At 74.5% G+C, this 22,396-nt stretch carries 15 protein-coding genes; 4 read left to right on the top strand and 11 right to left on the bottom strand.

Going from position 1 to position 22,396, the window contains the following annotated elements:
- Window positions 1-7 precede the first annotated feature (7 nt).
- The 4 genes from BT341_RS30695 to BT341_RS30680 all read right to left on the bottom strand — a co-directional run bounded on the left by BT341_RS30695 (window position 8) and on the right by BT341_RS30680 (window position 7,508).
- Window positions 8-3,049 carry an MGH1-like glycoside hydrolase domain-containing protein gene (locus tag BT341_RS30695; RefSeq protein ID WP_072479581.1) on the bottom strand — a complete coding sequence of 1,014 codons (3,042 nt, stop codon included), beginning with the start codon at window positions 3,047-3,049 and terminating at the stop codon, window positions 8-10.
- A gap of 206 nt (window positions 3,050-3,255) precedes the next feature.
- Window positions 3,256-5,067 carry a glycoside hydrolase family 15 protein gene (locus BT341_RS30690; protein WP_072479580.1) on the bottom strand — a complete coding sequence of 604 codons (1,812 nt, stop codon included), beginning with the start codon at window positions 5,065-5,067 and terminating at the stop codon, window positions 3,256-3,258.
- A 2-nt stretch (window positions 5,068-5,069) separates the two neighbouring features.
- Window positions 5,070-6,119 carry a glucose 1-dehydrogenase gene (locus tag BT341_RS30685; protein ID WP_072479579.1) on the bottom strand — a complete coding sequence of 350 codons (1,050 nt, stop codon included), beginning with the start codon at window positions 6,117-6,119 and terminating at the stop codon, window positions 5,070-5,072.
- Window positions 6,120-6,587: 468 nt separating this feature from the next.
- Complete coding sequence (locus BT341_RS30680) at window positions 6,588-7,508, bottom strand: MBL fold metallo-hydrolase (protein WP_143168680.1); 921 nt, start codon at window positions 7,506-7,508, stop codon at window positions 6,588-6,590.
- A 65-nt stretch (window positions 7,509-7,573) separates the two neighbouring features.
- Between BT341_RS30680 and BT341_RS30675 the strand changes: the two genes are divergently transcribed.
- Window positions 7,574-8,143 carry a TetR/AcrR family transcriptional regulator gene (locus BT341_RS30675; RefSeq protein ID WP_218177783.1) on the top strand — a complete coding sequence of 190 codons (570 nt, stop codon included), beginning with the start codon at window positions 7,574-7,576 and terminating at the stop codon, window positions 8,141-8,143.
- Here the strand turns inward: BT341_RS30675 and BT341_RS30670 are convergent.
- The 4 genes from BT341_RS30670 to BT341_RS30655 form a co-directional block, all read right to left on the bottom strand.
- Entirely contained in the window at window positions 8,133-9,335 is a 1,203-nt protein-coding gene (locus BT341_RS30670) for a YVTN family beta-propeller repeat protein (RefSeq protein ID WP_072479578.1), read from the bottom strand. The genes BT341_RS30675 and BT341_RS30670 overlap by 11 nt on opposite strands.
- Before the next feature lie 3 nt (window positions 9,336-9,338).
- Window positions 9,339-10,112, bottom strand: coding sequence for a polysaccharide deacetylase family protein (locus tag BT341_RS30665; protein ID WP_072479577.1), 774 nt, complete (start codon window positions 10,110-10,112; stop codon window positions 9,339-9,341).
- A 110-nt stretch (window positions 10,113-10,222) separates the two neighbouring features.
- Window positions 10,223-10,981 carry a hypothetical protein gene (locus tag BT341_RS30660; RefSeq protein WP_143168679.1) on the bottom strand — a complete coding sequence of 253 codons (759 nt, stop codon included), beginning with the start codon at window positions 10,979-10,981 and terminating at the stop codon, window positions 10,223-10,225.
- 35 nt (window positions 10,982-11,016) lie between these two features.
- Window positions 11,017-14,649, bottom strand: coding sequence for a CHAT domain-containing protein (locus tag BT341_RS30655; RefSeq protein WP_143168678.1), 3,633 nt, complete (start codon window positions 14,647-14,649; stop codon window positions 11,017-11,019).
- A gap of 137 nt (window positions 14,650-14,786) precedes the next feature.
- Here BT341_RS30655 and BT341_RS47435 point away from each other — a divergent pair, with 137 nt between their 5' ends.
- Window positions 14,787-15,137: a UBP-type zinc finger domain-containing protein gene (locus tag BT341_RS47435; protein ID WP_072479574.1), complete on the top strand. Its 351-nt coding sequence runs from the start codon at window positions 14,787-14,789 to the stop codon at window positions 15,135-15,137.
- Between the two features lie 938 nt (window positions 15,138-16,075).
- Here the strand turns inward: BT341_RS47435 and BT341_RS30645 are convergent.
- Window positions 16,076-16,933, bottom strand: coding sequence for a PaaX family transcriptional regulator (locus BT341_RS30645; protein WP_143168677.1), 858 nt, complete (start codon window positions 16,931-16,933; stop codon window positions 16,076-16,078).
- Between the two features lie 119 nt (window positions 16,934-17,052).
- Here BT341_RS30645 and BT341_RS30640 point away from each other — a divergent pair, with 119 nt between their 5' ends.
- Complete coding sequence (locus tag BT341_RS30640) at window positions 17,053-18,354, top strand: MFS transporter (RefSeq protein WP_072479573.1); 1,302 nt, start codon at window positions 17,053-17,055, stop codon at window positions 18,352-18,354.
- Window positions 18,351-19,676, top strand: a complete 1,326-nt coding sequence (locus tag BT341_RS30635; RefSeq protein WP_245805163.1) for an alpha/beta hydrolase — start codon at window positions 18,351-18,353, stop codon at window positions 19,674-19,676. The genes BT341_RS30640 and BT341_RS30635 overlap by 4 nt, the downstream gene beginning before the upstream one ends.
- On the opposite strand, the gene BT341_RS30630 is transcribed toward BT341_RS30635, so the two are convergent.
- Together BT341_RS30630 and BT341_RS30625 are read right to left on the bottom strand one after the other, a co-directional pair.
- Window positions 19,673-21,649, bottom strand: coding sequence for a glycosyltransferase (locus BT341_RS30630; protein WP_072479571.1), 1,977 nt, complete (start codon window positions 21,647-21,649; stop codon window positions 19,673-19,675). The two genes, BT341_RS30635 and BT341_RS30630, sit on opposite strands and share 4 nt — an antisense overlap.
- On the bottom strand, window positions 21,646-22,347 hold the full coding sequence (locus BT341_RS30625) for a DUF998 domain-containing protein (protein ID WP_245805162.1): 702 nt from the start codon (window positions 22,345-22,347) through the stop codon (window positions 21,646-21,648). Before BT341_RS30625 ends, BT341_RS30630 begins: the two co-directional genes overlap by 4 nt.
- Window positions 22,348-22,396 lie beyond the last annotated feature (49 nt).

The following is a 22,396-nucleotide window of genomic DNA, read 5'->3' as shown; positions in this document are numbered from 1 at the left end:
GCCGCGATCACGCCGGGACGCCGGGACGCGCGGCCAGCTCCGGCACCTCGGCCGCGGTCAGGGCGCGGTTCCACACCCGCACGTCGTCGACGCTGCCCGGCCACAGATCGCTGTGGTGGCCGCCGGACACCGCCCGGCCGATGGCCAGCGGGCCGGGCGCCGCGTCCCCGGCCGGCTGGGCCCAGGTCCTGGCCTGCGCCACGCCGTCGACGTAGAGAACGTAGGTCCCGGCGTCGGCGTCCCGCACGCCCGTCAGGTGGTACCAGCGCCCGGTTTCCGGGGCCGTGTCGGACAGGGCCCGCCCTGCGCTCGTCGAGAACGCCAGCCGGTTGTCGGCCGCGGAGTACTGGAGGTAGAAGCCGCTGCTCGGGTCGCCGTCCTGGCTGACCGCCGTGGCCCACGATCCCGTGCGGTCGAGCCGGACCCAGGCGCTGACCGAGAAGCTGCCGGTGGTGTCCACGACCGGCCCGCTCGTCTGCGCGTACTGGCTCGAACCGTCGAACCGCAGCGCGGTGCCGGTCACGCCGCCGACCCACGCGGGAGCGCCGGTCAGGGTGGCGTCGTGGGATCCCGCGGTGTCGTGGGCGATCGTGCCGCTGCCTTCGTCGAGGCTCCAGGCGCCGACGGGGTCGTGCTGCCCCGGCGGCTGGGCGATCCGGAGGTTCTGGCTGCGGTGCGTGGATTCCGGGCCGCCGGGGCCGCGGTAGGACGCGGTCGCGATGAGTGCCGCGGCGCTGCCGGGCGCGGCGTCCGGCGGTGCGGTCAGCGTGTAGTTCCACGTCCGGGACTGCCCGGGCGGGATCGCGCCGGATTGGCCGCCGGCGGGCGTGACCGACCAGCCGTCCGGCACGGCGAGGCGCACGTCCGGGGCGACGAGCGGGCCGCGGGTCGTGTTGCGCACCGTGACGGTGAGCGGGGTGCGGTGGCCGATCGTGACGACGCCGGTGGCGTTGACCGGCCCGACGTCGATCCGGGCGTCCGGGCTCGACGGTGCCCAGGACTGGAGTTCGGTCACGCCGACGAAGGCGCCCGGCGGGTTGGTGAACAGCAGCCGGATCTTGCTGGTGGTCACGGCCGGGAAGGTGACGCGGTTGACGCCGTTGCCCACCGGGCTCGCCGGGGTGCGGACCTGGCCGGGGACGTCCTGCCAGCCGTCGCCGGCCCAGTACTGCAGGCGGTAGGCGGCCGCGGGCCGCACCCCGCCGCCGTCGTCGTAGCCGTGCCAGCGGATATCGCCGACCTGCGTGGGGGCGCCGAAGTCGACGCCGTAGAAGTCGTTCGCGTTCGGGGAGGCGTAGTCGGTCCACCGGGTGTTCTCGGGCACCTCGTCGTACCAGACCTTGCCGTCGAGGGCGTTCCACGCGTTGTCGTAGGTCCAGGTGTAGGACGTGATCGGCCGCGGGTAGCCGGTGCGCAGCGGGTTGGCGGCGTCGTCGACGAGACCGGGCGAGCGGGGCAGCAGCGTGGGGCCGACGTCGATCGTGGTGGCGCGCAGGGCCGCCGACTGCTGGACGAGCCTGCCGTCGACGTAGAGCCGCATCCCCGCGCCCTGCCCGTAGTGGGTGCCGTCGCGATCCCAGAGCACGGTCACGGTATGTCCGTGGTAGGGCACGTTTTCCGCGGCGAAGTGGTCCCATGTGGACGGTGTGAGCGGCCGGACCTCCAGCGTGTCCCCGGTTTGCGGGCGCAGGCCGATCAGCCCGGACAGGACCAGGTCGGTGTAGGTGGAGTGGTTGTAGTCTTCGCTGTGGCCGCGCCCGTCGTAGATCCACGCGTCGCGGTCCGGGTCGTGGGCCTCGGCGACGTAGGGCCGGCCGTCCCTGGTCTGGGTCCGCGCGTAGGTGGCCAGCGCGGCGGCGTAGTCGTCCCGCGAAATCGAGTTCTGGGCCGGGTAGCTGTCCAGCAGGGTGGCGAGGCCGGTGAGGGTCTGCGAGGTGGCGAACGGCCAGCTCGGCCCGTCCCAGCGGCAGCAGGATCCGGCGTCCGTCATGAAGAAGGGGCTGCGGCGTTCGGCTGTGGTGGGGCCGTACGCGCTCGCGAAGCCCTGGGGGTCGAGCAGCTGCGCCCAGGCCGGGTGGTCACCGGGCTCGGCGGCGCCGAACATCCACGGGAGGTACCCGATCTGCTCGCGGGTGCCGGACAGCCGGTGCTGCGGGTTGCCGTCGCGAGGCATCGCGTAGTAGAAGCCGCGCTGCGGGTCCCACAGCCACTTCTGCATCGCGGCCTTGAGCCCGGCGGCGCGTCCGGCGTACTCGGTGGCGAGCCGGTGGTCGCCCGCGGAGTCGGCGATGCGGCTGATCGCGACGGCGTCGCCGTACTGGTAGGAGTTGAGCGTCGGGCGGTACCCGGCGCCGCCGTGGTAGGGCTCGGCCGACTCGTAGGACGAGGCGGAGTACTCCATCGCGTCCCACACCGGCACCGACCAGTAGAGGCCCAGCTCCGCGTCGAACTGCTTGTCCCAGCCGCGGTACTGGCGCACCAGCGCGGGAAGCAGCTCGCGCAGCGCGCCGAAGTTCCCGGTCACCTGGGCCTGGCCGTAGGCGGCGGTGGCCAGCCACACGCTGTACTCGTGCGCCCAGTCGGTCGTGTCGGCGTTGACGTCGTCCGTGGCCGGCTTCGGGCCCGAGCCGGGGCCGGTGAGCCAGAACCGGAGGTAGTCCTGTGCGTAGGCGGGGTCGCGCACCCAGCGCCCCTCGGTCAGCTGGTGCCCGGCGGCCGCGTTGATCGCCTGGTACGGCGCGGCGTACCCGCAGCAGTCGAGGAACTCGGTCGAGATCCAGCCGTCGGCGGGGTCGGTGTAGCGCAGGTGCTCTTTCCAGACGCGCCAGCGGTAGTAGTAGACGCTCTGCATGGTGGCGTCGGGCAGGTCGACGAACGGGATGTTCGCCTCGTACCAGCCGGGATCGGCGTAGCCGGCGAGGCCGGCGGCGTGGTCGAGGAAGTGCGTTCCCGGCGCGTCGGGCGTGGTCCCCGCCGCGTCCGCGACGCCGGCGACGGGGACCTGCGCGCCGAGGCCGATCGCGACCGCCCAGACGAGGACGGCTCGCACCCCCCGCGACCGGAGACGTCTCCAGGACTGCCGCATCGGTCCCTCCCGACAGATTTACAACGTTGTAAAAACACGGACTCCATCACTATCGCTCAGGAGAGCGCAAAAGGGAACACTTGACGACGGTTCGATGGGCCTGCGAACCGCAGGGCTCACGGCGCCTTGCCGCCCGGACGCGGACGTCGCTGGTCGGGCGGGTGCGGTCGTCAGCGGCCGCCCGGACGCTGCGCGTCGCCGGTGGCGTCGGTCGTCGTGCGGGCCCCCGACAGGCTGCGGGCCGTGTTGACCAGGCCGACCATGCTGAACGCCTGCGGCGTGTTGCCGACCTGGCGCCGCAGCTTCGTGTCGTACTCCTCCGACAGCAGGCCGACGTCGTTGCGCAGCGCCAGAAGCCGCTCGAACAGATCCCGCGCCTCGGCGCCGCGGCCGGTGCCGTGGAGGGCGTCGGCGAGCCAGAAGCTGCACACCAGGAAGCTGCCTTCCCCGCCGCCGAGGCCGTCGACGCCGCCGTCGGCTTCCGGGTCGTAGCGGCGGACGAAACCGTCGTGCGCCAGTTCTCGCCGGACGGCGTCGACCGTGCCGCGGACCCGCGGGTCACTCGCCGGCAGGAACCCGACGCGCGGGATCAGCAGCAAGGCGGCGTCCAGGCCGCGGGAACCGTAGAACTGGGTGAACGTCTGCCGTTCCGGGTCGTAGCCGTGGCGGCACACGTCGTCGTGGATCTTCTCGCGCAGGGCCCGCCACCCGTCCGCCGGACCGTCGAGGCCGTGGTGTTCCACCGTCCGGACGGCCCGGTCGACGCCCGCCCACGCCATGACTTTCGAGTGGACGAAGTGACGGCGCGGCCCGCGGACCTCCCAGAGGCCGTTGTCGGGCTGGTCCCAGTGGCCTTCGAGGAAGTCCAGCAACGCGCGCTGCAGGTCCCACGCCGGGTGCGAAGTGGGGACACCCGCTTCGCGCACCAGGTGCAGGCCGTCGAGGACTTCGCCCCAGACGTCCAGCTGGAACTGGCCGGCCGCGGCGTTGCCGACGCGCACGGGCGCGGAACCTTCGTAGCCGGGCAGCCAGGGCAGCGCCGCCTCCGGCAAGCGCCGGGTGCCGTCGAGGCCGTACATGATCTGCAGGTCGGCCGGGTCGCCCGCGACCGCCCGGACGAGCCATTCCCGCCAGGCGCGGGCCTCGGCGTGGTAGCCGGTGCCGATCAGGGCCTGCAGCGTGAAGGTGGCGTCGCGCAGCCAGCAGTACCGGTAGTCCCAGTTGCGCTCGCCGCCGAGCTGCTCGGGCAGCGACGTGGTCGCGGCGGCGAGGATGCCGCCGGTCGGGGCGTAGGTGAGCGCCTTGAGCGTGATCAGCGCACGCCGCACCGCGTCCGGCCACTGCCCGTCGTAGCGGCACTGGCCGATCCAGTCCGCCCAGAACTCCTCCGTGTCCCGCAGCGCGGTTTCGGCATCGACACGCTTCGGCCGTGGCAGGTGGGACGCCCGGTGCGTGAGCACGAACGGAATCCGGTCGCCGGCGGCGACGGTGAACCCGGCACAGGTCGCCATGTCTTCGCCGCGCAGGGGCACCGGGGTGTCGAGCCAGACCGCCTCGGGCCCGGCGACCGCGGCCAACTCGCCGTGCTCGTGGCGCACCCACGGCGTCACGGCGCCGTAGTCGAACCGCAGCCGCAGCAGCATCCGCATCGGCACCCGCCCGGACACGCCTTCGACGATCCGCACGACGTCCGCGGCTTCCCCGCGCGGCGGCATGAAGTCCAGCACGCGGACGGTCCCGTCCGGGGTGTCCCATTCGGTCGCCACGATCAGCGAGCCGCCGTGGTACGAGCGGCGCGTGGCCGGCCCACCGGCGGCCGGCGCGAGCCGCCACGTCCCGGCGTGCTCGTCGCCCAGCAGGGCGGCGAAGCAGGCAGGGGAGTCGAACCGGGGCAGGCACAGCCAGTCGATCGCGCCTTCCCGGGACAGCAACGCGGCCGTGTGCAGGTCGCCCAGGAGGGCGTAGTCCTCGATGGGGGCCATGGTCAGTCGCCCGGCAGCGCGATGACGACCTTGACGTCGTCCTCGCCCGCGTCGAAGGCTTCCGCGGCGCGGCCGAGCGGCACCCGGCGGGTGATCAGCCCGCTCAGCCAGCCGAGGTCGGCGCGGGCGAGCGCGTCCGCCGCGGCGTGGTAGTGGCGGAGGTTCGCGTTGACCGAGCCGATGACGACGTCGTTTTCGAGGACGAGGTCGCGGTTGAGGGACCCGGCGTCGACGGTGAGGCTGCGCCCGGCCGGCGACACGCCGGTGAGGCAGACGATGCCGTAGGACGCCGTGCCGGCCATCGCGTCGAACACGAGACTGCCGACACCGGTGGCCTCCACGACGACGTCGGGCCGCAGCGCGGCGAGGACGCGGTCGACCGGATCGTGGTGGTAGGTCGCGCCGAGTGCCTTGACGAGACCGGGCTTCGGGCCGTCGGCGACCCGATCGAGGACGTGCACGTCGAGACCGCGTTGCGTGCCCAGCAGCGCGGCGAGCAACCCGATCGGCCCGGCGCCGGTGACGAGCACCCGCCGCGGCTCGAACCACGCCCGCTCGCCGACGCGCTGGATCTGCTCCCACGCCTTGGCGACCACCGTGGTGGGCTCCATCAGCATGCCGACGTCGGCCAGCCGCGGATCCAGGCGCACGGCGTAGTCCGCCTCGACGGTCCACAGTTCACTGCCGTAGCCGTCGCGTTCCTTGATGCCGCGTTCGGTGTAGCGGCCGTTGCGGCACATGTCGAATTCCCCGGCCGCGCACGCGCCGCACGGCACGGGATCGGGCCGCCGCACGACACCGACGACGAGGTCGCCCTCGGCGAAGCCGCCGGCGGGGGTGAGGACCCGGCCGAGCGACTCGTGCCCGAGCACGAGCCGGTCCCGCCCGGGCGGCGCCCAGCCGTATTCACCGCGCGCGATCTCCTTGTCGGTGCCGCACACGCCGAGCGCGACGCCCCGCACGAGCAGCTCGCCCGGCCCGGGCCGCGGGTCGGCGACCGAGCCGACGTCCAGGCTGCCCGGTTTGTCCGGCACCACGGTGAGCGCTCGCATGCATCGTCCCTTTCGCGCGCGGCCAGTCCGTCCGCCGTCTTCCCGCGGGCGGGGTGCGACAAACCTTCCCGACGCAATAGTTGGGTTGGGCAACTTTCGGCAAGGACGCGCGGGGCGAGGGTCGGGCGGCGAAGGCGCGGAGAGTCGTGTCGGCTGCTTGGTCGTCGACGGCGTCGATCTCGGGGGCGCGTCCCGAGCCGGGAGCGGCGTTCGAGCGGGCCGGTCAGCAGGGCGAAGAACTGCTCCGCGGCGAGCGCGGGGTCGCAGCCTCGGTCAGCAGCTCGGGGAACCGGCCCAGCTTGGCCTGTGTGAGCGTGCGCAGCGCGCGGGAGGCCGTGCGGTTCACCGACGACGCGGACCCGGGACCGGCGCGAAAATCGCGGAGCTGCACCGGGAAACCTCGCGAGTACCCGGAATGGGCGCGGCAGCCGGCGTCGACTCCCGCCTGACGCCGCGCCCGTCCGGGACTCAGCAGGCCGGCTGCGTGGCGATCTCCTTGGCCACGGCCGTGATGTTGACGTCCACGAGCGTCGGCAGGGACGCCACGTTCGGGTAGTCCGGGTAGGCCGCCGCCAGCTGGGCCTTCACCGACGCCAGCTCCTCGGGCGTCACCGCCGTGCCGCCCGGCGAAGACGGCGCGGCGACCGGCGCGACCAGCGCGCGGACGTCGCGGATGTAGCGCGCCTGCGCGCCGATCAGCTCCGGGCCGCCCGGGGCGCCGTGGCCCGGGTAGAGGACCCGGGCGTGCGGGAACCGGCGGGCGAGCCGGTCGAGGTCGGCCAGCCAGCCGCAGGTGTGGCCCTCCAGCAACGCCGGCGTCATGTGGTTGGCCACCAGGTCGCCCGCGAACAGCGTGCGGCTGACCGGCTCGTAGAACGCCGTCGCGGCGTCCGTCTCGCCCGGGCCGAACTCGGCGGTCCGCAGCAGCAGCCCGCCGACGACGACCGGCACGCCCGGCCGCAGCACGTGGTCCGGCACGGTCATCACGGCCGGGTAGTCGGCCCCGTCGATCTGCCGCGTCAGCGCGTAGAAGCCCTTCGAGTCGGTGCGGATCTCCTCGATGGTCGCGGCGCCGGCGTACATCGGCGCCTGCGGGAAGGCCGCGTGCAGCACGCCGAGCCCGCCGACGTGGTCGGGGTGCGCGTGCGTGATGACGATTGCGGCGACCGGACGGCCGGTGGCGCGGATCGCGGCCACGGTCTTGCGCGCTTCGGACAGCGTGCGGCCCGAGTCGATCACGACCAGGCCGCGCGGCGCGTCGGCCCACAGGACGTTGACCGACCCCGGGTTCGGTGACGCGGACCGCCCGACCGTGAGCGGCCGGGTGGTGGCCGCTGCCGGCGGCGCGAGCAGCACGAGCAGCAGCAGGACGGCGAATGCCTTTCTCATCGGTATGCCCCCAGGCTCCGTTTCGAATGTTAGGGATCGTTCCCTAACGTGTTAACCTAGCGGCTGTGCGACGCAGTGCCAACCAGACCCGGGAGCACGTCCTGGCGGTGGCGCACGAGCTGTTCTACTGGCGTGGCATCAAGAACACGGGCGTCGACGCGGTCGCGGCGGCGGCCGGCGTCGCCCCGACCACGCTGTACCGCCTGTTCGCTTCCAAGGACGACCTGGTCGCCGCGTACGTCGAGCGCGCGGGCGAGCGCTACCGGCAGTGGTTCCTCGACGCGACAGCCGGCGCCGGCCCTGCCGAAGCGATCCGGTCGCTGTTCGCCGCGCTCGCCGACCAGGTGCGGCCGGACCGCTGCCGCGGCTGCCCGTTCCTGATGGCCATGGCCGAGCTGCCCGACGCGTCGGCGCGCGCCCATGCGCTGGCCATCGGCACGAAGGCGTGGGTGCGCGAACGGATCGGCGAGCTGACGGCGGGACTGCGGGTCGCGGATCCCGGGACGCTCGCCGACCAGCTCGTCCTGGTGATGGAAGGCGTGTACGCGTCGGCGCCCGCGTTGGGCGCCGACGGCCCGGCCCGGCAGGCGCGCGGGCTCGTCGAGGCACTCCTGACGACGGCGGTCAGCGCGTGATCCCGGTGTGCCCCAGGGAGTAGCGGCCCGGCTGCGGCCAGACGCACAGGCCGTGCGGCTCGTTGCCGACGGGGATCTTCCTGATCAGCGAACCATCCTTTGTGGACAGGACGTAGACCACCCGGTCGTAGCGTCCCGACAGCCACAGCTGCGTGCCGTCGGCGGTGACGTTGCCCATGTCGGGGCTGCCGCCGCCGGGCAGGCGCCACGTCGTGACCGGCGCGCCGGTGTAGGCGTCGAGCACGCTGACGCTGCCTTCGTGCCGGTTGGTGACGTACAGCTGCTTCGCGTCTCGTGACAGGTAGAGGCCGTGCGCTCCGCGGCCGGTGGCGATGAAGCGCAGGACGTGCGTCGCGGCGCCGTCGAGGACCCAGAGGCCGTTCGCGTCGGAGTCGGCGATGTAGTACACCGAGCCGTCCGGGGCGAGCTTGATGTCCTGCGGGCCCATGTGGGTGTTGCGGTGCGGCATGTCGATCATCCGCACGAGCCGGTGGGTGGCCACGTCGACGACCGCGACCCGGCCGGCGAATTCGCAGGTGAAGACCGCGGTGCGGCCGTCGGGGGAGAAGTCGGCGTGGTCGATGCCCGCGCAGTCCGGCGCCGGGGTCTCGTCGTGGACCTGCCACGTGTGCGGGTCGTACCAGACCAGCTTGCGCAGCCGTTCCGCCACCGAGATCGCGTAGCGCCCGTCCGGGGTGAAGTACATGTTGTACGGGTCGACGACCGGGAACGGCTTGCCCGGCTGCCCGGTCTTCGGGTCGAACGGCAGCACGTGGTCGCCGCGGTCGTCGGTGGCGTAGAGGGTGCGCAGGTCCCACGACGGCACGACGTGCTGGAGTTCCTTGCCCGCCGGGTACTTGGCGACGACCTGGAAGGTGGCCGGGTCGATCACCCAGACGTCGCCGGACCCGCTGTGCGGCACGTAGACCAGCGGCTTGTCCGCCGCGACGGCGGGCGCGAGCTTGCCGGCCCCGGCGGCGGCGTCGACGTTGTGCGGGTCGGGGACGGCGGGCATGCCGGGCAACGGGTTCAGGGCGGGCGCGGGCGGGGTCGGCTCGTGCGGCAGCCCGGACGTCGGGGTGCCCGGTCCGCTCATCCCGGGCATGCCGGACATCGGGTCGCCGCCGGAGGAGCACCCGGCGAGCAGGACGGTGACAACGGTGAAGGCCAGGGCGGCCGAGCGCAGGGACATGGGCTACGCCAGCAGTTCCGACGCGGTGACCGGCGTGAGGCCGCGGCCGGCGAGATCGGTCAGGATCCCGGGCAGGGCGGCGACCGTGCCGGGGTGGCCGAGGTGCATGCTCACGACGCTGCCCGCCTTGGCCTTGGCCACGGCCGCCCGGATGGCGGCGGGTCCCGGGTCCTGCCAGTCCAGCGAGTCGACGTCGTAGGACAACACTTTCGAGTAACCGGCGCGGCCGGCTTCGGCGAGTTCGCGCTCGGTGGCGTGCTGGCCCTGGGACTGCCGGAAGAAGCCGCCGGGCGACCCGGTGAGCTCGACGAGCTTGTCCCGGCACCGCTGGATCTCGGCGTACATCGGGTCGGCGGCGTACCCGGACAGGGCGGGGTGGCTCCAGGTGTGGTTGCCCAGCTCGTGCCCGCCGTCGCGGACCATGCGGGCGGCATCCGGGTGGGCGGCGAGCCAGGTGCCGACGGCCAGCACGGTGATCCGCGCGCCGTGCTGGTGCACGATGTCGAGCACCTCCCGGGTGACCCGCGGATCCCCGGCACCGTGGAAGGTCAGCGCGACCTGCGGACGCCCGGAATCCGACCGGCTCACCTCGGTGGCCGGCCCGGAGGGCGCGGTGTCGGCGGGAGCGGCGGAGGAGGTGGTGGCGGCCGTGCCGGTCGGCCGGCTCGCGCTGCCGGGCGTAGGCGTGGGCGCGGGTTCGGGAGCCGAGCACGCGGTCAGCGCGGCGGCGCCCAGCGCGAAGCCGAAGAGACTGCGTCTGGTCAGAGGGGCGTTCACAGCCAGTCTCGTTTCTCGGTGGTACAGGGAGCGGGCGGCGGCCCCAACTCTTGCGGAAGATCGCTGTGAGGACGCTGAGAACGTGATGTCGCGCGGGCGAGGACGTGCGCTCAGAAGACGTCTTCGTAGGTGACCTCGATGAACTCCGCCGGCATGTCGGGCAGATCGACGGCCGGCGGCTCGCCCCAGTCGTTCTCCACCCCTCGATGTTCGAACCGGTCTTCACCGAACAGACGGCGTCGCACGCCTGATGCGCGGAACAACGGCGTCAAGCCCGTCGGCGCGATGATCTTCACCCCGATCCCCCGCGAGCTGACCACGTCCAGGGCCGCGGACGCCGACGCCAGCGGCAGGGCGTCCAGCGGGGCCGGGACCGTTGCCGCCAGTTCCATGCGGGCGTCGTGGTGGCCCGCGACCAGCACCACCGCCGGTCCCGTCGTGACCAGCTCCGTGATCACCACGTGGTTGCGGGGCCAGCGACCTGCCTCGGACAGGGCGAGTACTGCGCGGCCCAGCGTGTGGCGGTCCGCGATCTCCTTCGTGTGGCACGACTTCGCCTGGAACACGACGCCGTGCTCGCGGGCGAACGAGACCGCGATGCGCAGCGGCCCCGCCACCGGGCTCTCCGCCGCGCCCGACACCGTGATGCTGACGTTGCCCGACGAGCTGTAGTCCAGGTCGATGCCGTGGCCGCTGTTTCGCGTCCGGTACGGGATGCCCAGCTCGGTCAGCGATGTCTGTCGCTCGAACCGGTCGCGGCGCAGGATGCCGACGTCGCCCAGCTCCAGGTGGGTGTTGGGCAGCCAGGCCGGCAGGTAGTCGAACTGCGCGCGCAGCTCGTCGGTGTATCGCTCGAACATCGCTGCCACGGGCGGCCTTCCCCTCGGGTGCGGATCATCGGAGCCTACGGCCCCACGTGGAGGTACGGGGCCCAGCGCGACGGCCGGTCGGGGTAGCGGTCACGCAGCTGTCGCACCGCCGCGTGCAGGGCTGTCGCGCTGCGGGTGGCGTCGAGCCCGGACGCCGCGGAACCGCCGAGACCGCGGTAAAAGGCCTCCGTCAGCTCGGCGGACGCGGCGTCGTGCGCCGACCAGAGCGTGGCGATCACGTGGGGGTACCCGGCCAGGTGGAACGCCGCGCCGATGTGCAGTGCCTCGTCGGCCAGCAGGGCACCGCCCTGCGCGGTCTCGCAGGCCGTCAGCACGGCCAGCACGCCGCGCTCGGTGTCGAGCGCCGCCAGGTCCTGGACCGACAGCGGGCCGTCCCACAGCCGGACGTTGCTGCTCGAAGGCCGCATGACGTCGTTGCGGCCGTGGCAGGCCAGGTGGACCCACTCGTGCGCCGGCAGCTCGCGCAGCACACCGGCGCGGGTCGCCTGCGGGCCGCGCAGGACCACGGTCTCGGGGAACAGCTCGGTCAGCAGGTCGCGTTCGCGTGTGACGCCCGGCAACCGCGCCAGGCCCGGGGTGTTCGGCAGGGCCACGACCAGTCCTCGCCGGATCGGCGCCTGACGTCGGCCGCGGGCCCGCAGCAGGGCCCCGACGGTCGGGGTGTACGACGAGACCGTCTCGCCGGTCACGGCGGCGTGCAGCGGGAGGAACGACAGCAACGACGTCGGCGACCACCAGATCCGCGGGACCGGCGCGTCGAACGCGGCCAGCACCGGCTGGGTGACCGTGTCACGCAGCCAGGTGATCGTTGCGGAGATGGTCTCCTCGGCGGCGTCGCGGGCGGCGGCCGTCGGCGCGCCTCCGCAGGCGATGCCGAGGGCCCCGACGAAGCCGGCGGCCCGCTCGGCCAAGGTGGCCGACGCCAGGCCCGGCAGGGGGATCGCGCGCACGCCCGACGCGGTCACGGCGAGCGCGTCGCAGCGGTAGCGGCTCACGTTGATCATGACGACGGGTCCGTCCGCGGCGGCGGGCACCAGCTCGTCGAGCCGCGGCGGCCGGAACAGCCCGGCGCCCCCGTGCTCGGTCCGGACGGTCCGCACCAGCTCGGCCCATTCGCGGGCCAGCTCGTGCCGGGTGTCCAGCCGATCGGCGAACTCCGGGCCGCCGGCGTCCGGTGCCGCGGCCGCCGACCCGGCCAGCGCCGGGTCGTCCCGCAACTCGGCGAACCGGCGGGCCAGCTCCGGCGCGCGGGCCCGCAGGTCCGCGAGATCGCCGCGGCTCTCCAGCACGCGGGCGTGCAGGATCGCCCGTCCCGCTTCGAGCAGCTCGACGGCCCGCTCCGGCCGGCCGGCGGCGATGGCCGACGCGGCCGCGTCGGAGGCCAGGCCGTGGTGACGGGCCAGCTGGAGCTCCTGGTCGGGCCGGCTGAGCTGCCGTCCGCTCACCAGCGGCAGCTGCTCGACCGCGGTCGTCAACGCGGCGAGCGCCGCCTCCGCCTTCCCGGCGCCGAGTGCCGCGTCACCGCACTGGCGGGCGGCGAGGATCCGGGCTTCGGCGGGTGCGGTCGGCATCGCCGCGGCCGCGCTGAGCAGTTCGAGCGCCTGGTCCAGCTGCGCCGGGTCGCGGCCGGCGCGGTGGCGGGCCAGGTGCGTCCGGCCCAGCGACGTGAGCGCGACGCAGCGCGTCGGATGGTCGTCCGCGAGCAGGGTGACCGCGCGGCGGGCCGCGTCGGCGGCGAGGTCGAGGTCGGCCGCGGAGCCGGTCTCGTCGTGGCGGTCCATCAACGCGGCGGCCAGGTTCGACAGGAACGCCGGCGGGTCCTGGCCGTTCCGGTGCCGGACGGCCTCGGCGAGGATGCCGATCGCCGCGTCGCGTTCGGCCCGGTCCCCGGTGCGCAGGTACGTCTCGTAGCGGGCGCCGCCGAGGTTGCCGAGGTACGAGCCGCGCTTGACGTGGTCCTCCGGCATCCGGTCGGCCACCCACCGGAAGGCGGCGACCGACTGGTGGAGCGCGTCGGCTTCCCGTGTCTGCCGGTACAGCGCCCCGAACGCGGCACCCAGGTTGGTCCGGACGGTGAGCTGCAGCGGGTGGTCGTCGGGCAGCTGCTCGGCCGCCGCGTCGAGTGTCGTGATCGCTTCGGCGAGCGCCTCCCGGTCGCCGGTGCGGTCCCCGCGGTGCCACAGCGTCCGCCCCAGCAGGTTCTGCCGCAGCGGGCGCATCGGATCTTCGGGCGGGCTGGCCACCACGGCCGCCCGCGCGGACCGGATCGCCTCGTCGAGGCACGCGTCGTCGCCGGTGGCCAGGTGCAGCGCGAGCAGCGCCGAGCCCAGCGCCGACCGCCAGGGGGCTTCGCCCGGGTCCGCGGCGATGGCCTGGCGCAACGCGTCCACCGCCGCGTGCAGGTCGGACACGTCGCCCGTGACCGCTGCCCGGTCGGTCAGCGCCGACCCCAGCTCGCCGAGGGCCGACACGCGCTGCGCCGCCGAACGGGCCGCGCTCAGCGCGGCCCGGGACACGGCCACGGCCTCCTCGATGGCGGCCGGTTCCCGCGTGCTCGCGAACCGCAGGCGGCAGGCCGAAGCCAACCCGGCCTGGTAGCGGGGACGTTCCGGGTCGGGCGCGAGGCCGACCGCGCGGCGGAACACGGCGACAGCCTCCGTGATGTGCCGCCGGTCGCCGGTGCGCTGGTGCGCCAGCACGAGGACGAACCCGAACTGCTCGAGCCGGCCCGGGCCGGCTTCACCCGCCGCGGCGACGGCCTCGCGGAGGCTGCCGACGGCACGGTCCATGGCGGCCGCGTCCCGCGTGGTCACGGACCGCAGCGCGCGGAGCAGGCCCAGCTCGCGCAGGCAGCCGGCGCGGTCCGGGTGGTCGCCGGGCATCGCCGCGGCCGCCCGCTCCAGCGTCTCGATCGCTTCGTCCGCGGTCGGCTGGTCCCCGGTGGCGTTCGCGCGCGCCCGCAGGACGGCGCCGAGGCGGTACAGGGTGCTCGCGTAGAACGGCGAGTCCGGCCGGGTGGCGGCGGCGGCCTCGCGGGCGGCGGCCACCGCGCCGGCCGCGTCCCGCTCGTCGCCGATCAGCTCGTGCCGTGCCACCAGCCCGGCGCACAGGCTGCTCAGCCGCTGACCGCGCAGCGGGTGTCCGGGAGGCGTGTCGTCGACCGCCTCGCGCAGCATGGCGACGGCGTGGCCGAGCTTCCCCCGGTCGTGCTCGGCCGCGGCGGCTTCGGCGAGCCGGACGCCGTCCCTGGCCAGGGTTTCGGCCCGTTCGACGATCGTCCCGCCGACGACTTCCGCCCGGTGGCCGAGCAGGCTCCGGACGGACCAGGGCACGTACTCGGGCAGGTACTCGTGGACCGGGCGGAACAGCTCGATCGCGGCGAGGAGGTCCCGCTCGCCGTCGGCCGCGCCGAGGTGCCGGTGGCGAGCGAAGTGCACGCATGCGGCGGTGTAGTCGGCGAGGAGGGACAGGACCCGGCGCGCCTGGCGGCGGCCTCCGCGCTCGGAGATCAGCCGCCGCAGCGTGGCGACGTCGTCCAGGAGGCGCGGATCGAGGGCGGCCCGCGGGTCGTTCCCGTTCGCGCGGGCGGCGATCCGGCCGGAAAGCTGCACGATGGGGTCGTCGGCGTCCATTCCCCGAATGGCCATGCGGCAAGCCCCCCGTACGTCAGCCGGCCACGGTCAGCGTACCGCCGGTGCTGAGCGGAACAACGGAACCGGCGCCGGCGTCGTAGCCTCGTGGTGACCGCGCTTCGCCGCGCGGGAGGTCGAGCAGAGGAGTTCGCGTGGACGGTGTAGATCCCTCGGTGCCCCCCAGTGGCACGGGCTGCGCGGACTGCGAGGCCGCGGACCCGCGAGGCTGGTGGTTCCACCTGCGGCGCTGTGCCGGCTGCGGCCATGTCGGCTGCTGCGATTCCTCGCCTGGCCAGCATGCCAGCGCCCATGCCGCTGCGACCGGGCATCGGTTCGTGCGCAGTTTCGAGCCGGGTGAGGAGTGGTTCTGGGACTACGGCGAGCAGGTGATGTACGAATCCGGTCCCGAGCTGGCCGGGCCGCAGCACCGGCCGCTCACGCAGACCGCGCCGGGGCCTGCCGACCGGGTTCCTGAGGACTGGACGCAGCGCCTGCACCAGTGAGGTGCCCGGGGCCGGGCGTGGCGCCTGAACGAGTGGGCCGCCTGGCGCGACGCCGGAACCCGCTCGGCTCGGGCGTGCAGGATCGGGCTCGCGCGGGCCCGGCATGGCACCTGGGCGGCGATGCTGAGATGGCTGCTGCCGCCGGGCCGCTCGGCCCGCACGCCTTGACCCTGCCGGTCGAACCCGTCCTACCAGGCGTTTCGGACTCGTCCGGACCGAGCGCCACGCGGCCTTGCCACTCCACGTATCACCCATCCGGGGGTTCCCCGGCCGGAGCTGCGTCACGTCGCTCGGCCACGCCGGTTCCACCGCTGCACGCGATCGTCGGGATCGGGTGCGGGGACCGTCGTGCTCGATCGGCTGGGGAGCCGGAGGACGACATCGGGGATGCGGTGTGCCGGGCTCGCGTAGGGGGCGGGCCCGGCACACCGGTTCCGCACGCCCTGCCGCGCCGTTGCCCGACCGCGCTGCTGCGCCGCCGCTCCGCCTGCGCTGTCGCCCCGCCCCGCCCCGCTGCGCTGCCGCGCTGCACTCCTGCGCCGCCGCCTCGCCGTGCGGCGCCTGCACCGCCCCGTCGCTGCCCCTCGCTGCCGCTCCCGCGGCGTCGGGCTGTGTTGCCCCGCTGCGCCGCGCCTGCGGCCCCGCCCCGCTGCGCTCCTGCCCCGCTGCGCTCCTGCGTCGCGTCGCTGCGCCGCCGCCCGGCTGCGCCGCGCCTGCGGCCCCGCCCGGCTGCGCCGCCGCGCCTGCGTCGCCCGGCTGCGTCGCCCGGCTGCGCCGCGCCTGCGTCGCCCGGCTGCGTCGCCCGGCTGCGCCGCCCGGCTGCGCCGCGCCTGCGGCCCCGCCCCGCTGCGCTCCTGCGTCGCGTCGCTGCGCCGCCGCCCGGCTGCGCCGCGCCTGCGCCCGGCTGCGCCTCCCCACGGCCCCGCCCTGCCGCACAGTCAGTCTTCGTCCGCCTGCTCGTCGGTGATCGTGTCGAGGATGCTCGCCGCGATCGTGTGTGCGGCCGGTTTCAGCTCCGTGCTCAGCGCGTAGAACAGCTCCTGTGCCGGCTCGGCCGGCCAGTCGGCCGGCAGGTGCTCCCGGGGCAGCCGGGGGTCCGTGCGGATCGTCTGCAGCCAGTCCGACTCCAGCAGCAGGTCGCGGGCGAGGCTGTCCGCCGCCTGGGTCGTCGGGTTCTGCCAGCGGGCCAGGAATGCTCGGTAGTGGCCGGCCAGCTCCTCGATGTCCCACGCCTCGCGCACGATCTCGGCCACCTCGGTGGGTGCCAGCGTGCGGGCCTGGAACACCTTCACGTGACCGTCGGCGCCGAGGCCGTCGAGCAGCGGGGCCGGGTCGACCCGGCCCGGCGCGATCCACAGGCCGCCCTGGAGGCTGCCGAACCCCGACCACAGCAGGCGGGAACGCAGGGCGTGCCGCTGGCGCTGCCACGACTCGGGCATCGAAAACCCGAGCAGCGTCCACGTTCCGTCCCACTGCCGGTTGACCGCCCCGGCGTGCCAGATCCGGCGCTCGCCGTCGTGCAGGATCGCCCGCGATCGCTCGGTCAGGCCGACGTACACGTGCCGGCCGCGGCGCACCCGGTGCAGCAGGCCGCGGCGCGCCATGCGGCTGAGCGTCGAACGGGTGGCGTGCTCGGAGACGCCGACCCGGTCCAGCACGTCCAGCACGCTCGCGGTGGCCACGTGGATCCCGCGGTCGAGGACGTGGCCGCCGAGGAACGTGAGCAGCAGCGTCTGGGGACGCGGCGTGTCGGCGCCGACGCCTTCGGCGGCGGCGGGTTCGGCCAGATCGGTCACCTCGCGAGCATAAGCCCGGACCTGATGTTGGGCAGAGTCTTGACCGTAGTCACCAATGTGCTTAACGTTCGTCGCGGCGTGGCGTGGGTCACGTGGGGTCGGCGACGAGGCAGGGTGCGATGGCGGAAAACCTCCGATCGCGGGCGCAGCTGCGCCGCGCGGTGCTGTCCAGCTACTTCGGCAGCGTGATCGAGTACTACGACTTCCTGCTCTACGCCACGGCTTCGGCGGTGGTGTTCAACAAGGTCTTCTTCTCGAACCTGGATCCGGTGGTCGGCACGATCGCCAGCCTGGGCACGTTCACCACCGGCTACCTGGCGCGGCCGATCGGCGGGATCGTCTTCGGGCACTTCGGCGACCTGCTGGGCCGCAAGCGGATGCTCGTGATCACGATGTCGATGATGGGCGTCGGGAGCGCGCTGATCGGGCTCCTGCCCACGTACGCGCAGATCGGCGTCTGGGCCCCGATCCTGCTGGTCGTGCTGCGCGTGCTGCAGGGCGTCGCGGTCGGCGGCGAATGGGGCGGCGCGGTGCTGATGTCGGCCGAGCACGCCACCAGCCGCCGCGGGCTGTGGGCCGGCTTCACCAACGCCGGCGCGCCCAGCGGGATGGTGGTTTCCACGCTGCTGCTCACGCTGATGGGCGCGGTCACCACCGACGCGCAGTTCCTCGCGTGGGGCTGGCGCGTGCCGTTCCTGCTCAGCGTCGTGCTGCTGGCCATCGGCCTGTTCATCCGGCTGAAGGTCACCGAGACGCCGGTCTTCGCCGCCGCCCGCGGACCGGCCGGCATCCCGCTGCTGGAGGTGCTGCGCCGCCACCCGAAGAACCTGCTGCTGGCGATCGGCGTCGGGTTCGGTGCCTTCGTCGCGCAGGGCACGCTCACCACGTACGTCCTGTCCTACGCCGTGCAGGCGGGCTTCCCGCGCCAGACCGTGCTCAACGCGATCACGGTGTCCTCGGTCGGCGCGGTGATCGGCATCATCGGCTACTCGGCGCTGTCCGACCGCGTCGGACGCCGTCCCGTCGTCATCGGCGGGGCGCTGGCCACCGGCGTCGTCGCGTTCCTGCTGTTCCCGTTGATCGACAGCGGCTCGGCCGCGCTGCTGACGCTCGCGGTCGTGCTCGGCCAGTCGGTCGCGCACCCGGCGATGTACGGGCCGCTGGCCGCGCTGTGCACGGAGCTGTTCGGCACCCGCACCCGCTACACCGGCGCGTCGCTCGGCTACCAGGTCGCCGGGCTCGGCGCGGGCATCGGTCCCGTGGTGTTCGCGGCCGTCGCCGGCGCGGGCACCGGCGTGATCTCCGCGGTGATCGCGGGCTGTTGCCTCGTCACCGTGCTGTGCGTGCTCGTCCTGCGCGAAAGCCATCGCGACGACCTGGCCGAGCCGGCCGTCGCCCGAGCCGTGGAGGTCGAACGGTGAAACGCCGTTTCGGATTGGTCTCGATGCTGGTCACCGCGCTTCTCGCCGGCGGTCTCGTGCCGTCCGCCGAAGCCACCGAAGCCGGCCACCACACCGGGCAGCTGCCCGACGGCGCGAGCTGGGTGGCCGACGTCCCGGACGCGTGGAACGGCACGATCATCCTCTACAGCCACGGGTTCGGGCCGCTCACCGCGCAGGACGCGCCGGACGCGGCCACGGCGTCGGCGCTGCTCGCCGGCGGCTACGCCCTCGTCGGGTCGTCCTACTCGGGGCCGTCCTGGTGGGCGCTGGAGTCCGCGGTCGGCGACCAATTCGCCGCGCTGGCCGCCCTCGAAGCCGAAATCGGTCCCGCGAAGCGCACCATCGCGTGGGGGACGTCGATGGGCGGGCTGGTCAGCGCCCGGGAGGCGGAGGACCCGCACCGCCGCGTCGACGCCGCGCTGACGACGTGCGGGCTCGTCGCGGGCGCGCTGAACCTCAACGACTATCAGCTGCACGGCGAATACGCGCTGTCCCACCTGCTCGCGCCCGAGCGGGCGATCAAGCTGGTGCGCTACGCCGGTCAGGACGAGGCCGCCGCCGCGGCCGCCGCACTGGCGCAGGTGACCGGCGACGCCCAGGCCACCCCGGCGGGCCGGGCGCGGATCGCGCTCGCCGCCGCGTTGATGAACGTGCCCACCTGGTACACCGGCTCCGCGCCGCCCGCGCCCCGGGACTACGAAACCCAGGAGACGCACCAGGAACAGACGCTCGCCGGGTTCGTGCTCGGGTTCGTCGTGACCGGCCGCCGGCAGATCGAGCTGGCCGCGGGCGGCAACAGCGCCGCCACCCGCGGCACCGACTACCGGCAGCTGCTGGCCCGCAGCAGCCACGCCCGGCAGGTCGGCGAGCTGTACCGGCGCGCGGGCCTGGACCTCGACACCGACCTGGCGAAGCTCACTCGCGACGCGGACATCACGGCCGACCCGGGCGCGGTGGCCACGCTCGCGAGGACGTCGATGCCGACCGGCCGCCTGCGGGTGCCCGAGCTGGACGTCCACACCGTCGCCGACCAGCTCGTGCCGGTGGAGCAGGAGAACTGGTACGCGCGCCGGGTGGCCGAGGCGGGGGCCGGGCCGCTGCTGCGGCAGGCTTTCGTCGAAGGCACCGGGCATTGCGCCTTCCAGCCGGCGGAGACGATCGCCGCCCTGCACGCCCTCGAAGCCCGCGTCTCGACCGGCCGCTGGGGTGACGTCGCCGAACCGGAGCGGCTCAACGCCGCGGCCGGCACCGGGCGGTACGTGCGGTTCGCGGTGCCGCCGCTGGTGGGCGCGATCGGCTAAGCGGCTTCGCTGACCGCGGGGCGGGTGGGTAGCCCGAGCAGGACCCGGTACTGCGTCTCGAACGCGCTCAGCACGCCGTCGATGTCGTGACGGGCGACGAGGGCGCGGGACTGCTCGCCCATCCGGGCCCGCGCCGGCGGGTCGGCGGCCAGTTCGGCGAGGTGGCGCGAGATCGTCGTGATCGCGCCGGGGGTGAAGAGGTGGCCGTTGACGCCGTCGTGCACCAAGTGGGGCAGCGCGACGGCGTCGGCGGCGATCACGGGCAGCCCGGCCGCCATCGCCTCCATCGTGGCGAGGCTCTGCAGCTCGGCCGTCCCAGGCATGCAGAAGACGTCGGCCTCGGCGTAGCGGCGAACGAGCTGGGCGTCGGGGACGAAGCCGTGGAACGTCACGCGGTCTTCGATGCCCAGCTGCGCGGCGAGGGACTCGAGGTCGGCCCGGCGGGTGCCGTCGCCGACGAGGTCCGCGCGGACGTGCGGCAGCGGGGCGAGCGCGCGCAGCAGCTGGTCGACGTTCTTCTCCGCGTCGAGGCGGCCGACGAACAGCACGGACATCGGCTCGCCGTCCGGGCGCGCGGGGGCGGCGTAGTGGGCGAGGTCGATGCCGCAGGAGACGACCTCGACCGGGCGGCCGAGCCCGATCCCGGCGAGCACCTCGGCCGCGCGCGGAGTGGGCGTGGTGACCAGGCGGGCGTGGCGGTAGACGCGCTTGAGATCCCGCCACGCCCAGCGCGCGAGCGTTTCCTTGACGCGGCGCGGGAACGGCGTGTAGCCGAGCAGGTTGTCCGGCATGAAGTGGTTGGTGGCCATCCCGGGGATGCCGCGCGCGGCCGCCGCCGCGAGCAGGGCGCGGCCGACGCCGAAGTGGGCCTGGACGTGCACGACGTCCGGACGCAACCGCTCCAGCAGCGGCCCGGCGGCCCGGCTCGCGGCACCCGGCGTGCAGAAGCGGTAGCCGCCGTGGAACGGGATGGGCCGTGACCGGAGCCGGTGGACGGTGTAGCCGTCGCGCTGCTCGGTGCCGGCGCGGCCGCGCGTGGACGGACAGACGACGTGGACGTCGTGGCCGCGGCGGGCGAGGCCACGGGCCAGGCGCGCGGCGAAGAAGGCGGCGCCGTTGATGTCGGGCGGGAAGGTGTCGGCGCCGATCAGGACGCGAAGGCCGGACGACGGGGGCACGGGGATCTCCTCGGTTCGGGTGGGCGGGACGGTCCCGGCGAGCACGCGCACGCCGGCGACAGCGACGGCCGCGGCGACGACGGCCGCGGGGCGGGGCGTTTCGCCGTAGGCGAGCGCACCGACGGCGACGGCGGTGAGCGGGTCGAGGACGGTGGCGGTGCCGACGACGACGGCCGCGGACCCGGCGGCGTAGGCGCGGTGCAGGAGCACGCCACCGGCGCCGAGCAGGAGCAGCGCCTGCCCGCCGAGCAGCACGGCGGAACCGGCGGGCTGAGCGGCCGCGGCGTGCACGACGGCGGACCCGAGTCCGAAGAGGACGGCGGCGGCGGAGGCGAGCACGGCACAACCGGCGCGGGTGAACCAGGCACCGGCGGCGACGGCGAACCCGGTCAGGGCGACGACCTGGGCGGTGCCTGCGGTGACCGCGCCGGTGGTGGCGGAGGTGGCGAGCGCGACGAATCCGCCGACACCGGCCACGACGAGCGCGAGCGCGACGAGGACCCGGCGGTCGCGGACGCGGCGTCCGAAAAGGACGGTGAGCACGAGGCTGAGCACACCGAGCGGCTGCACGACGGGAAGCGGGGCCAGCGACAGGGCGGCCAGGTGGAGCAGGCTGCCGCCGGCGGCCAGCCCGGTGCCGGTCCACCAGCGGCGTGAGCGCAGCAGGCGGGCGAGGGTGCGCAGGGCGGGGCCGCGACCGGCGCCGAGGCTGGCGACTTCGGCGTGTTGCCGGGTGGCGGCGAGGGCGAAGAACACGGCACCGAGCAGGGCGGCGGCGATCGCTAGGGCGGTCATCGGACTGCCCGCCGGGCTGCGGTGGGGGTGATGGGCGGTGCGGTCATCGGGCGGCCCTCCCGGTGAGGGCGGCGGCGACCGCGCGGGCGGTCATCGGACTGCCGCCGGGCCGCGGTGGCCGTCGTGGCGATGATCGCGAACTCCGCCAGCAACGCCAGCCGCTCCAGCAGGCCCGCCGGCAGCTCCGCTACCACCTGGGCCGCTCCGAATGCCGCCGCCGTTGCCATCCCCGCCGTGGCGCCGCGGCGTAACGCCGCTCCCGCCGCGACCCAGCGTGCTTCCGTCCGCAGCCGGGCGCTCAATGCCAGCGCCGCCAGTGGCAGGCTCGTGAACAGCACCGCCCCGCCCGCGCGGTGGACCTCGCCCGGCACCGTCGGGTTCGCCGCGCTCACATTGCCCGGGAACACCAGCACCACCACCAACCCGGCCACCCACAGTCCGAACAGGACAGTCGCCGCCGCGCTGCGGGGCAGGCCGGCCACCCGGGCCGCCACGACCAGCGCCGCCGCCGCGGCCAACAGCAGCAGCACCGCCAGCGTGAACAGCCAGCGGCCGCCGCGGTGCCAGGCGTAGTCGCTCACCGGATCGCGCCACGGGTCCACGTGGCCCGCCAGCCCGACCGTCAGACCGGCGATGATCGCCTGCGCCGCCAGGGCGAGGGTCAGCGTCACCGTCGCGGGGGAAACCTGTGGGGTCACCCCTCAGACACTGCTGGCCCTCCATGAGAGTTCGATGAAGATCACGCGC

It is taken from the genome of Amycolatopsis australiensis (assembly GCF_900119165.1).
Taxonomy (GTDB): domain Bacteria; phylum Actinomycetota; class Actinomycetes; order Mycobacteriales; family Pseudonocardiaceae; genus Amycolatopsis; species Amycolatopsis australiensis.
Note: the sequence above shows the minus strand (reverse complement) of the source record. Positions and strands in the feature narration are given on the sequence as shown.